Raw genomic sequence first — 12,760 nt, 5'->3', positions numbered from 1 at the left:
AAGATGGATGGAAAGAAGTTAATCTTACTCAATTTTCATCCGACAAGGACTTACCCTACTATATATTTAGAGCTCTTACCTGTCAATTTACGAATCAAGTTGACAAGCAACCACGATACGGTAAATGCCACCACAGCTGCAGCCGGAATCTGAATACAAACAGGCACCCCGATGGCACGCATCAAAAGGACACCGGGACCGGTAAAGAAGAAATGAACCATATATACCCCGAATCCGCAAATCGTTAAATTGGCCAATAGCTTCTGAACAAGCTCCGAGCGCACATTCACTTTCTTAGCCAACAAAAAGAAAGGTATCGTCATCATCACTACATTCAAAGAGTTGTAAGTAAAAAACAGCTCAAGCAATTCATCACTATACTCAGGTAAAGAAGTTACATGACGGAAACCGAAGAAAGTCACCGCAAACCCTACCAAAAACATAGGAACACCGAAAGACAGGATTCTGCCCAACGACCAGTCTTTATTGCGCAAGTAGTGTCCTAACAATAAATATCCGTTGAAACCGGCAAAATAATAAAGCATACCGAATGAGTTCCATGAACAACTACCCCATAAGTAAGGCGAAACATATTCATAATAATAAGGTAACAGAGTAGTAATCCCCCAAGCGACCAAAAACCATAATTGAGCTTTCTCCGATGCTTTCTCCACCCATGCAGAAAAAATGGGTAAATAAAGATATAACCCTATCAACAAATAGATATACCACATGTGTACATCTAAAAGAGAAAAGTTCAACGGAATCTCTGCAATATTCTTCAACGAGACACTCAAAGCCTGACGAGTCGCCTCTTCACCCGAATAAGGAAAAAAGTCGAGAATCACTTCCGGTTTGAATCCCAACAAACCGGTTATCCAGGGAAACAGATTATAAAGCACAGACCAAAGAAGAAACGGCCAAAATACACGGCTGATCCTTTTCTTGTAAAAAACCGACGTCTCCCCTCGTACCGGCAACAGTAAAGCACCTGTAATCATAACGAACAGGGGGACACAAGGGCGAAGGAATGCTCCGTATGCCGCGCCCCAAAACTTTATTTGTTCAAGCTCGGCAGAAGGCTCACCCGAATAAAAATTAAAAGGGTCTGCGCAATGACAGCAAACCACCGTAAACATGGCCACAAAACGGACAACATCCAACCAAACTACACGGTTCTTAGCAACAGATAGTACACTAGTGTTATTCATAGACGAAAATTTTATTTAAGTTGCAAAGATATATCTTCTTTGAAGATGTTTTGTTGTTTTACGGCAAAAAATAGGAGGATGTTCTCACGAACACCCCCCTCGATAACCTAAATTACTATCTAATGTTGTGAAGAGAGCCTTCTATTCATCAGCGGCTTCAGGATCCGTCACAGAAACCGAATAAAATTTAAATTCGGACATTGTCCAGAAAATACTACTCGTATTAGTAGCATTAACTACCATTCGGATTTGACTGAATGGTTGCGGTGCATCATAAATCTCAGAAGTAAATGTACCCGTAGAAGTAACCGGTAGTCCATCTGCATCCTTAGTGAAGTTACGGATAAGGAACCAGTTGGTACCATCCGTGCTACCCATCAAATCAAAATCAGTCGGTTTATTACTGCCGTTATTACGAGGTGCATAATAGAACTTATAGGAACCTGTTATTTCTTCTTTCAAGTTAACCTGCATCCAATGAGGAGCCGGTATATTGACACTCCATGCCGTATGGAAAAAAGTGCCGGTATTGCCATCCAGCAGATTAGCAATAGGTCCTTCAGTCGGCTCCTGCGCATTCGTACTCAAGTCAGCAGCAGTCAAAGCTATCTGTGTACTCACAAAAGTAGGCAATGCCGGCTCCGAAACCTTTGAGATAGTTTGAACCGCACTCTTATCACCTGTAGGGCTTACTGTTTGTACCGAGAACTGATACTCGCCAAACTTCTTACGTGTATCTGGTATTTCAATACTATCTGCATAAATGCTTGCAGTACGCATAACATCTTTTTTCTGCAATGGGTCGTAATAGTTCACTTCAATATAACGGATACCGGCATCTTCAGGAGTATCCCAACGAAGTACAATGCGCCCGGAAGTACTTTCTGCTGTCAAGTTTGTGATTTCGGCCGGTGTAATCCCATCTTCATCACTGCTGCAACTGATGTTTGCCAAGGTAACTCCAATCAGGAGCATTCCGGCATAATATTTAAATGTATTTTTCATCTTTATTTATTTTATTAATAACCAGGATTTTGAACCAGATTCATGTTACGGTTGACATCTGTCAAAGGAACAGGCATTAAATATTGAGTCGGACTTTCAAACTTACGTTCAAAAGACACTTCTGTTTCTTGTGCAAACTCATCTATAGTCTTACCTGCAATATTCATACCTTTGGCCTTCACGCCAAAATATTCTGCTGCCTGTTTCCAACGGCGCAAGTCCCAGAAAGTCTGATTTTCCAAATAGAACTCAATGGTACGTTCCTGACGAACAATCTCACGCAGTTTGGCCTGATCCAACGTAGCAATGCCATTCCATGATGTTTCTACCGTAGGTATACCGGCGCGAGTACGCACTTTGTCCAAATAAGTTTTTGCTGTATTTAAATCATTACATTCCACACAAGCCTCGGCATACCCCAAATAAAGCTCAGCCAAACGGATGACAGGCCATGGATAGAACGGTGGATAGTATAAAGAAGTACGTACATTGTAACCGGGAACTACTCCCTTTTTATTCAGATAACCGGTAGGTGAATAGTTATTAGTACGCAAACTGCTTCCTGCCGGCTGACGAGAAGTATTACCGCCTATCACAAAATCACATACCAATTTTCCTCGACCGGAGTCACTGTATTTATTATAGCTCTCATCGTTCTGATAAGCTCCGTTACCGTCTGACGCACTCATGATTTCATAAAATCCTCCCTGGAAAGCAACCCATGAATAAAAACGAGGCTCACGATTTAAGTTGAAACGGATAGTCTTTGCTTCCGGGTCACCAATAGTGGCATTTTCTTCACCCAAAGCAGTCACTTCATAAATACTGTTACCTTTCGGGAACTCAGGGTCTTGATCCACAGGAAGTCCGTTCTTGGTATAAAAACGTTTCAACATGGCAAGAGTAGGAGACACACCATTGTAAGCAGAACCATTACAGAATGGAAGGGACTTGTTCTGAACGCTGTAGGCACCTTCTGAACGGCAATCTGCCCAAATCACTTCTGTGTTGGCGGGCTCGATGATGGTGTAACGCAATCTGTGCTGCACGGGGTCGGCCGGTTCTGCATTATCATATCCGTCCAACATATAGTCGGTACTGGTATAAAGACTGTGTCCGGCTCCTTCTGCCGCACGAATAGCTTCTTCATAAGCCACCTTAGCCTTCTGCCATTTCTCAGCACTGTATGCTTGAGGCATCAACGCCGTTCCGTCTTTATTGACAAAGCTGGAATAGAATTCGCTGTTTCCATTAAACAACGGAGAAGCAGCATACAGTAACATTCTTGCCTTCAACGCTTTGGCAGCCACACTTGTAGCCAGTCCGTAGTTCTCATTGATACGAGTTGCGGGAAGTTCAGCAGCAGCTTCATCAAACATCTGACAAACATAGTCCACACATTCATCATAAGGCGAACGTGCCGCATATTGATCAGCAGGAGTAGTAAGCGACGGTTCCTCCTTAACCAAAATAACCGGTCCATAGTTACGTACCAGCAAGAAATGATAATAAGCTATCAAGAACTTGGCCTGGGCAATATAATCTGCCTTAATAGAAGCCTCCAGTGCAGGAACCATATCGATATTGTTCAGTAAGATATAGCATTGCTTGATACCTTGAAACAAAGAATTCCAATAAGAGATAACCGGATTAGACGCAGAATAATTACCTTTAGGGAAAGCAGCAAATGTTTCATGCTCAAATGCCGTTACCACTTCATCGGAGGTAAAGAGGTCCAATGAACCTGTACCACTTCTGGGATTAGGGATATATGCATAGCACGAATAAACAAAGCGTTTAGCAGCATCCTTATCTTCAAATGCATCTTTTTCTGTCGCCTTTTCGTCAGGAACGACATCCAAGTAACTACAAGAAGACAAAATGCCCAAAAGCATACAAGCCGCTACAATAAATATTTGATTAAACTTTTTCATATCTGTTCGTTTTTGGATTATTTAAATGACAACTGTAAACCAAGATTAAAGGTACGCTGAGTCGGGTAACTCAAACCTTTACCACCACCCATTTCAGGGTCCCAAAGATCGAAAGGAGAGAAAGTAAGCAAGTTAGCTCCACTTATATAGAAACGAACTTTCTTCCAAGTATAACCTATTTCTGCATTTTTCAATTTCAGGAAAGCACCATTGCGCAACCAATAATCCGAAGACTGAGTGTTGTGATTGTTATCATTCTTGGTCAAACGCGGATAAGCGGCATTAGGATTCTGATTACTTGGTGACCAATAGTCATCAGCAATCCATGACAATACATTACGGTTATACTGAGTACCGAATGGAGCAAACCCTGACATCATCAACGAAGTATTGGCTACACCCTGGAAGAAGAAGGAGAAATCCCAGTTTTTATAAGAAATAGATGGGCCAAAACCATAAACAATTTCAGGAACAGTAGGATAACCCATAGCTACACGGTCATCACTCGTTATTTTTCCATCATAAACACCATCTCTGTCGGGCTGGTCCACATACTTAATATCACCCGGAGCGATAGCAATATTACCCAATGTAGAGCTCGGGCTATTGGCAATATCAGCCTGGTCGATATAAAGTCCGTCGGTTACATAACCGTAAATGGTATTCAGTTTCTTACCGATATTAGACAAAGAGGGACGCACACCGGGAGCCTCATCATATTCCAGAATCTCATTACGTGCAAAAGTAAATGTTCCTTTAAACTGAATGGCAAGATCTTTATTGATCTGTTTTCCATAATCAAGAGAGAGGTCAAAACCATAGTTCTTCACTTTAGCCAAGTTACCATAAACGGCAGTGCTGGCCGTACCCAGGTAGTTAGGAATAGAATAGCGTTGTTGGAAGATATCACGACGGATTTCGCGGAAAGCATCCACCGTAACATTCAAGGAGTTGAACAACTGCATATCAAAACCTACATTTAACTTCTCACCCACTTCCCATGTCAAGTCGTTGTTCTGATAACGGGTATATACAGGACCATTTAAAGTAATCTGCTGCTTGTCACCGGTAGTAAATCCTGCATTTTCACTCTGAAGCGTAATATCAGACATATAGATGAAACGGATAAGACCACCCGATGAATCGAGCAATTGGTCATTACCTACCAAACCGTAAGAAGCACGGAGCTTTAAATTAGAGATAACGTCTTTCAGAGGTTCGAAGAAGTTCTCCTGACTTACATTCCAACCTACTGCTACAGAGGGGAAGAAGCCCCATTTATGTCCTTTGGCAAAGTTTTCGGAACCATTATAACCGGCATTCACTTCGAACATATAACGATTGTCATAATCATAAGAAAGACGACCCGCAAATCCCATCTTGCGGCGGGGAAGTGAAGCGACCAAATTACCGGGAGCATTATTATCATATTGGTCAATATTCCAAAGAAGCATACCGCTCACATTGTGATTACCAAACTTATTCATATAATCTACATAAGATTGGAAATAGATACGACGGTCACCCGCAACACTCGAAGTTGTACTCAACACCGGCTTACTCGGATTGGAGGAACCAAACGGAGATATGTTCAGACTATAACTACCGTCAGCATTCTGAGTATAACCGGTCAATGTATAACGGTTAATGCCCTGAGAACGGCTGGTAGTGGTTTTATTATAGTTTTTATAAGAGAATAAAGCCTTAAAGCGAAGCCCCTTCAACAGAAAATCCAACTTTTGTTCAAAGTCAATATTAGCCATTACCGTACTCTCAAAAATATCAGTATAGCCATTGGTCAAGCTGGCCATCGGATTGACTGCACCTTGGTCATTACCACCTGCATACGCTCCCCAATAAATCCAATTATTTACACCGTCTGCCGGATAAGCGATAGGGAAATCCACCGGATTGGAGTTCATTACAGCTGAATAAAGGTTGCCTACAGAGGTGTTAGGCTGTCTCAAGTCATTCAACTGCACATTCAGGTGCAAAGAAATGGTTGATGTCTTAGACATGTGAAAATCAATATTGTTCTGGAAGGTATACTTCATCAAATCAATATTATTCTTGTAAGAGAAATACTTAGATGCTTCGTTTTTCAGCATACCGGTTTCGTGATTGGCTCCCACATTCATGAAGTAAGTAATCTTCTTCGTACCTCCGCGGATATTGAAGTTGGCTTTTTGGTTGAACGCCAAATCTTTGAACAAAGAGCCATACCAGTCTACATTAGGCCAGATATAGGGATTTACCCCATTGCGGGTATTCTCTATCTGTTCTTGAGTATAAAGGATATTACCTGTTCCTTCATTAGTTACAGCTTCATTATACAGCTCCATGTAACGGTATCCGTCTACAAAGCTAGGCACTTTCGTAGGTTGTGTGATATTCGTTTCCACACGCACGCCAATAATAGGCTTCTCAAGGTCGGCACCACTCTTGGTCGTAACAATCATTACACCATTGGCTCCACGCGTACCATACATGGCAGTGGCAGTCGCATCTTTCAAAATAGAGAATCCTTCTATAATTTCAGGATCAAGCGCATCCAAGTCTGCCGAACTCACTTCCACCCCATCCAAAATAATAAGCGGAGAAGTCATACCACTCAAAGTAGAAATACCACGAATGTAAAAATCAGAACCATTACTGCCCGGCTGTCCGCTACGCTGATAGGCAATAACTCCCGAAAGACGTCCGGCAAAAGAGTTAGAAAGATTGGCAGAAGGCACTTTCAAGTCATTAGGACGAACCGTTTGAATAGAACCCACGATAGATTCTTTCTTTTGTCCGGTTCCGAAAGCCGTAACCACAACCTCTCCCAAAGTCTCGCTATCCTCCTTCATTTTAATTCTCAAACTCTTTTGGTCTCCCACTTTCACTTCTTGAGTCTTATAACCAATATAAGAGAAGACTAAAATGTCTTTCGAAGACACATCGATAGAAAATTTACCGTCATAATCGGTAATTGTCCCCAAAGTAGAATTTCCCTTAACTCGGACATTAACACCAATAACCGGTTCTCCTGCTTCATCTACTATAATGCCCTCCACCTTACGATTTTGCTGCACAATAGTAGATTCATCTGTGACAGGAATACCGGATGCACCAATTTCCGGGAAAAAGGAGCATAGCAAAGCTGCCAATAGAAACGTCTTTTTCATAATACTCTCTAAATTTTATGTTAATAAATAATCAATGTCATTTATTTCCCATAAAACGGCTAACACATCATTTGTCGAATCAGTTTATACTCATATTTTAACTCTACTTTAAGCTAATATTTTAACTTAAACTTGATGTTATAACCATCTTTCTTAGTTCCTGTAGAACTAAGAAACGTAAATATTCCATATTGCAAACGGACCGATTTATGATATATTGAGAGAGTATATATTGATTCATTCTACCCATATTCTACTTATATTCTATCGAGATATAGTTTAATAATGGTAAATGGAAGAGAGAAAAAAATGTTTTATTTGTATAAAACTAACCTATTTGACGCTCTATTTTATATAATTAGTTCTTTTTTATAAAAATATCTCTCCATTTCTTTTTATATCTTAAAAAATTTATATATTTGCACCCAGTATACAAAAGCCATAAGATATACTTAGTTCTACAGGAACTTTATATAATTACATAAACTTCCCCATCCGATGTGGCTTTAAACCAACCTTCAATATATAAAATAGAAAAAGAGTAGAAATGCTAATTTATCTGTTTCCCAATATATTATGTAAAGGAATACATATATTAGTCACACAGATGATGTGTGTCAACCATGCACGTAACCATATCAAGTTACGATTAGTGACTGAACAAATACAGCATCAGTGAAAATTTCATAGGTACAACCATCGGTATCCCTGTCCTGTCTACATACTTCCAATAAGTCCATCAATAAAAAGCAAGTAATGCCCGTCCTTATAGAGCAAATACATAGCTTGATGGAAAGCAGGTTGCGATTGCTTAACCACGTCCGTGGTTAAGCCTGCCCACCCGGGTGGTTAGAGTTAGTCACAGGGGTGGTTAACGTTAGCTACGACCGTGGTTAAGAGAAAATTCACTTTCATCAATAAAGGAAGAAACAAAAGCATTGTCCGGTGGAATACTTCACGGTCAACCGAAGATTAAATGATTATCTATGACATCAAGTAGAAGAAAAAACGGAGAAATACCACATTTCACAAACAAACTGTTTCTAAGTTGGATTGCATCAGACCCTATCGCTTGGTAAGAGCACAACTTTGTCATTACAAATGAGAACTCGACAAAGTGAGGACTTGTACTTTATGAAATGGCGTACCTCTAAACAGAAAAAAATGGAAGTGGCATGGTATCAGATAGAGAAAGAACTCACTGTAATAGATGATATATCTACTGAGCCATTATTAACAGTTGCGTAAGTAAGATAAAATCGGATAGTTAAAAGCGGCTTGATTGACATTCTGTTGACACAAATAAAAAAGACTCCTAACAAACTACTGAATAACAATCTATTAGGAATCTTTATTGTGGACCAGCCTGGGCTTGAACCAGGGACCTCCAGATTATGAGTCTGTTGCCAAGCACGTTAAATCCTGCGGATTTATCGTGTGTAACCAACTGAGCAACAAGTCTTTTAAAGCGTTTGCATACCAATTAATGAACTCTTATAAGAACGTATCGGTAAACCAGCGGTAAACATTCGTTCCTGATGCAAAGGTAGCTAATGTTGTACTGTTATGCAATAATTATAATATATATTTGTAGTTCTTCAATCACTTTTTTTACTTGCGTGGAAGTATTATAGTTTTTATAAAATCTCGTGCTTGACAGAATCAGATTATTCATCATGCTGTATAAATCCGATTCTTCTGCGTGGCTTTTCTTCCAATTTCTTCTTGACTTGTAGTTCTGCCAATGTCTGATTGATAAGTTCCAACTGCATCCGTGTATCATCATTAATATCGTTGTAATCAGCGAACACTTCTTCTATATAGTCTTTCAACTCTTTTACCTCATTCTGCAACTCTGTTAGTTGGTCTGTTTTAGGCAATGCTATCATTTGGCGAACAGCGACAAAAGCACGCATAATACCCATATTTATTTGAATGGCAGTTTTGGAGTTCAGCACGCTACTTAGCATGGCTACTCCTAATTCAGTGAACGCATAAGGGTTGCGCCTAACTCCCATCTTGATGGAATTGGAAGTCACAAACTGTGACCTCCATTTTTGTGTTTCTTCGCTTGTCAGTTGAAACATAAAATCTTCGGGGAAACGGTCTATATTGCGTTTTACGGCTTGATTCAATGCTTTTGTTTGCACTCCGTACATTTCTGCCAAATCACGGTCGAGCATTACTTTCTGACCTCTGATTTCATATATCTTGCTTTGAATTACTTGTAATTGTTCCATTGATTAAATCTTTTGTAGCGCAAAGATAATCAACTCCGTATAATGTAGATAGAATGTACTGACAAAATTTTAATATATGGCATAAAAGACATATTCGCATGATTAGAAACAATATTCCATTTTCATTCACGCTTGGCTTTGACTTTTATATATCTATGTGTATGCTTGTATATGTGAAATTCTAAAATTTAGAGTTATGAAGAAATTGATAAAGAAACCAATTGGAAACAGAGAAATAATGCGAAACTATTTCTCTACTATTGGACTTGTTCCTATAATGAAGTCCAAGAAAAGATGTTAATGATTAAGTGTTCAGAACTGAAAAGCCAACTTGTCCGTAATTGGGTAGGTTGGCTTTTGTTATTATATGAGAATTTTATCTCCAGCAATGCTTTTCAAGCATCTTTTGAAAGATAGGAATATCAGAAACAGATGCAAAAAGTAACATACAAGACCTTACTTTAATTACATCGTTTCCAAATATCTCGTAAACTGATTTCTCATTATTATAGACCGCTTCTGTGATTTCAACTAACCTATCTCTCAATATAGGATGGTTGATATATTCAATAGCTTCATTACGCCCACGTATTCCGTAGTAACGAGACTTTTCACTTGTGCCAAGTCCCTCCATTTGAGGAAAGATAAACCAAATCCAATGTGTTCTCTTCTTCCCTGCTTTGACTTCTTCCAAGGCAGTTTGATAAGTATTCCACTTATCTTGTGCTTCAATGAATCTGTCAAGTCCAAGATGTAAAGCATAAAGATTAATAAAATCTTCTCTTGTTCTAATCTCGTCTTTCGTCATATATTATATGCCCATTTTTCAGAAGAATCTTTTACTAAATAATTCTGCATGAATTTTTATTCCTTTGGATACCCTATTATTTGCCAAAAAGAACGAGGAAGTGATACGTTATTCAAAATTGCACACTTTTTAAATAATGGGGCGACATCATTAGGGCTAAAACCTGCAATACCACAACCTATGGGAGTTACAAGGAAATGTTTCTGTGGATTCGATTTTGCAAACTCACAGAACAACTTTATATCTTTCTCCATTTCAGAAATGCCGCTCATGGAATTGATAGCATAACTTTTCCCTTGCAATCCATGCCCTTGTCCCATGACAGCACCAAAACTTTCAACAGCGACTTTGGCAGCACCTCCATGATGCAATCCTCTTGCATTAGAACCAAAAACGAAAACTTCATTAGTTCCAAGACGATTGATGTGTTCAGGTGTTATTCTGTTTCCTGCATTGGTTGAGGCTTCCAGTTCCTTTAGCATTTCAGCTTCCACAATGGGTTTCTGTTTTTTCCATTCTTGTAAGAAGTCGGTCATGTCATATTTGAGTTCATTTAGTTCGTTCTTTTTGAATAAGCCGCTTTTAGCAACATATTCCTCCACCTTTTTTCTTACGGTAGCTTCTGTTTTATAACGAGCCATTTTCTTTGCATCCATTGGAAATGAAAATGCTTTTCCTACTTTCTTTCCATTGATTGTTTCAAATTTAATAACATTGATTTTCATCTTCTTAAATATTAATGTGGGGTCTATATGCAAATATACTAATTTATTATGTATTCAGTCTTCTAATTCTAACTTATCTCCTTTCCGTAGATAAACCCTGTGTCCTTTATCATCTATTATATCAGCTTTCACCAACTCAAATTTGGAAATGGTCGTAGGTCTGTCACCGTACATTGTTTCATATTCTTTCAGTTGGTAAGTATATATATAAATACTGCCTTGTCCGCCTGTGCTTGTTGTTATAATGCGCTTGTTGATAGAATCAAACTTTGCGGAAGTTTCCAAGTAATCAAACGGCTCGCCTGTCATTAACTCTGCATAATATTCATGTATCTTGTAAACCTTATAAGTATTGTTGGAGTATGAGCCGCTTTGATAGTCCGTTATCAACAATTCTTCTTCACCGTCAAAGTCCACATCATAAAAGGAGAATGGGGCATAATTAGGCAACACTTCATTGCTGCCTTTTTGTGCGTAGTCCCAATAAAGCACATCACCGTCTTTTAAATTCGGATAATGATAACAAAGTGTATCAATAATATGCTTTGCTTCTAAGTTTATGCTAAACTCGTTATCAGCATTCTTAAAATGTAGAAGTGTAGTTATTCCTGTTTCTCCAGTCGTTCCGTCTTGGGCAACATAAGGTAGCCACATTGCTTTTACCGTATATCCGTTTATTGGCTGTTTGTACTTGATAAAAACTCGTGGTTGGTTGAAACATTCAAAATCCTGCGGAACTGGTGTTTTGTCTGTTTTGCAAGCCGCTAAACTAAGTAGCCCAATAATGATAAATAGCAATCTTCTCATTATCTTTCATTCATAATATCAACAATCTGCCTAAAAACATCACCTGCCATCAGTCCACCGCTTGCAGGTAATTCTGTCTTATTAATGGTAACGATAACACTGTATTTCGGATTATCGGCAGGGAAGTAACCGCAAAATTCTACTGCATATTCACCGTTCGGAAGTTGAATTGTTCCCGTTGCTCCAGCTACTTTTACTCTATCTGATTGGGCAGGCTTGGCTAATCCATTAGAAACAGAGTATTCCAATGCTTCTTTTATGGCAGTCTTACTTTTAGCTATGTAATTAAAGAAAGTCAAGTTCTGTAATGGAGTGGTGAGAATGCCATATCCCAAAGGATTATAAACAAGACTTGTGTCTTTCACTTGATAGCCATACTTTGCAAGTGCTTCCGAAAAGGCTTGTCCGTTCTCAAATGCCTTTCTCGCTACTTTGTAGGTGGCGATATTGGATGCAAGTTCGAAGCCTTGTTCCACTGTGATTTTCCCATATCCACCCCTATGCCAATTATGGTCGTACAATGTATCTTTACCAATGGCTAAAATGCCATTACCAACATCTATCGTATCGGATAGTTTGACTGCCTTTGTTTCCAATACTGCCAAAAGTGAAGCGGTACGTACCAATCCCGATTCTTGCAGAATAGAATCAGAACCAACAGAAACTTTAATTTCTCCCGTCCGTACTTCCATTATAATAACTTGCCCTACCGTAGCATTAAGTTCGGACAGCTTGTTTTGCAGGATAGAATCAACTCTTACTTGTAAAGTGCTGTCTATGGTAGATACTTGTTTTGTATTTTGTTTGGCAGGGCTGCAAGCTACTAATAAGCTAACTAATACTGTAAGGTAGGTTTTCAACAT

Annotated in this window: 9 protein-coding genes, 1 tRNA gene and 1 pseudogene; 1 reads left to right on the top strand and 10 read right to left on the bottom strand. The window is 39.2% G+C overall.

Features of this window, described 5'->3' with window-relative positions; all coding sequences use genetic code 11:
- Window positions 1-50 precede the first annotated feature (50 nt).
- The 4 genes from HMPREF1534_RS05900 to HMPREF1534_RS05915 form a co-directional block, all read right to left on the bottom strand.
- Window positions 51-1,211: an acyltransferase gene (locus HMPREF1534_RS05900; protein WP_005942323.1), complete on the bottom strand. Its 1,161-nt coding sequence runs from the start codon at window positions 1,209-1,211 to the stop codon at window positions 51-53.
- Window positions 1,212-1,352: 141 nt separating this feature from the next.
- The gene (locus HMPREF1534_RS05905; protein ID WP_005942321.1) at window positions 1,353-2,216 is read right to left on the bottom strand and encodes a discoidin domain-containing protein; all 864 of its coding nucleotides are present in this window, start codon (window positions 2,214-2,216) and stop codon (window positions 1,353-1,355) included.
- Between the two features lie 14 nt (window positions 2,217-2,230).
- On the bottom strand, window positions 2,231-4,150 hold the full coding sequence (locus HMPREF1534_RS05910) for a RagB/SusD family nutrient uptake outer membrane protein (protein ID WP_005942319.1): 1,920 nt from the start codon (window positions 4,148-4,150) through the stop codon (window positions 2,231-2,233).
- Window positions 4,151-4,167: 17 nt separating this feature from the next.
- Window positions 4,168-7,317: a SusC/RagA family TonB-linked outer membrane protein gene (locus HMPREF1534_RS05915; protein ID WP_005942317.1), complete on the bottom strand. Its 3,150-nt coding sequence runs from the start codon at window positions 7,315-7,317 to the stop codon at window positions 4,168-4,170.
- A 1,048-nt stretch (window positions 7,318-8,365) separates the two neighbouring features.
- Between HMPREF1534_RS05915 and HMPREF1534_RS19920 the strand changes: the two are divergent.
- Window positions 8,366-8,559, top strand: a pseudogene (locus HMPREF1534_RS19920) (nucleotidyl transferase AbiEii/AbiGii toxin family protein); the annotation flags it as partial.
- A gap of 115 nt (window positions 8,560-8,674) precedes the next feature.
- On the opposite strand, the gene HMPREF1534_RS20430 reads toward HMPREF1534_RS19920, so the two are convergent.
- From HMPREF1534_RS20430 to HMPREF1534_RS05935, 6 genes are all read right to left on the bottom strand, one after another.
- Window positions 8,675-8,778, bottom strand: a tRNA-Met gene (locus HMPREF1534_RS20430).
- Window positions 8,779-8,984: 206 nt separating this feature from the next.
- Window positions 8,985-9,557, bottom strand: coding sequence for an ORF6N domain-containing protein (locus HMPREF1534_RS05920; protein ID WP_005942313.1), 573 nt, complete (start codon window positions 9,555-9,557; stop codon window positions 8,985-8,987).
- Window positions 9,558-9,933: 376 nt separating this feature from the next.
- Window positions 9,934-10,365, bottom strand: coding sequence for a DUF1810 domain-containing protein (locus HMPREF1534_RS05925; RefSeq protein ID WP_005942310.1), 432 nt, complete (start codon window positions 10,363-10,365; stop codon window positions 9,934-9,936).
- A gap of 56 nt (window positions 10,366-10,421) precedes the next feature.
- Window positions 10,422-11,090, bottom strand: a complete 669-nt coding sequence (locus tag HMPREF1534_RS19915; protein ID WP_005942305.1) for an A1S_2505 family phage non-structural protein — start codon at window positions 11,088-11,090, stop codon at window positions 10,422-10,424.
- A 54-nt stretch (window positions 11,091-11,144) separates the two neighbouring features.
- Window positions 11,145-11,897: a hypothetical protein gene (locus tag HMPREF1534_RS05930; protein WP_005942302.1), complete on the bottom strand. Its 753-nt coding sequence runs from the start codon at window positions 11,895-11,897 to the stop codon at window positions 11,145-11,147.
- The gene (locus HMPREF1534_RS05935; RefSeq protein ID WP_005942299.1) at window positions 11,897-12,760 is read right to left on the bottom strand and encodes a penicillin-binding transpeptidase domain-containing protein; all 864 of its coding nucleotides are present in this window, start codon (window positions 12,758-12,760) and stop codon (window positions 11,897-11,899) included. Before HMPREF1534_RS05935 ends, HMPREF1534_RS05930 begins: the two co-directional genes overlap by 1 nt.

The sequence above is a fragment of the Phocaeicola massiliensis B84634 = Timone 84634 = DSM 17679 = JCM 13223 genome (genome assembly GCF_000382445.1).
Taxonomy (GTDB): domain Bacteria; phylum Bacteroidota; class Bacteroidia; order Bacteroidales; family Bacteroidaceae; genus Phocaeicola; species Phocaeicola massiliensis.
This window is presented reverse-complemented; position numbering and strand designations above follow the sequence as displayed.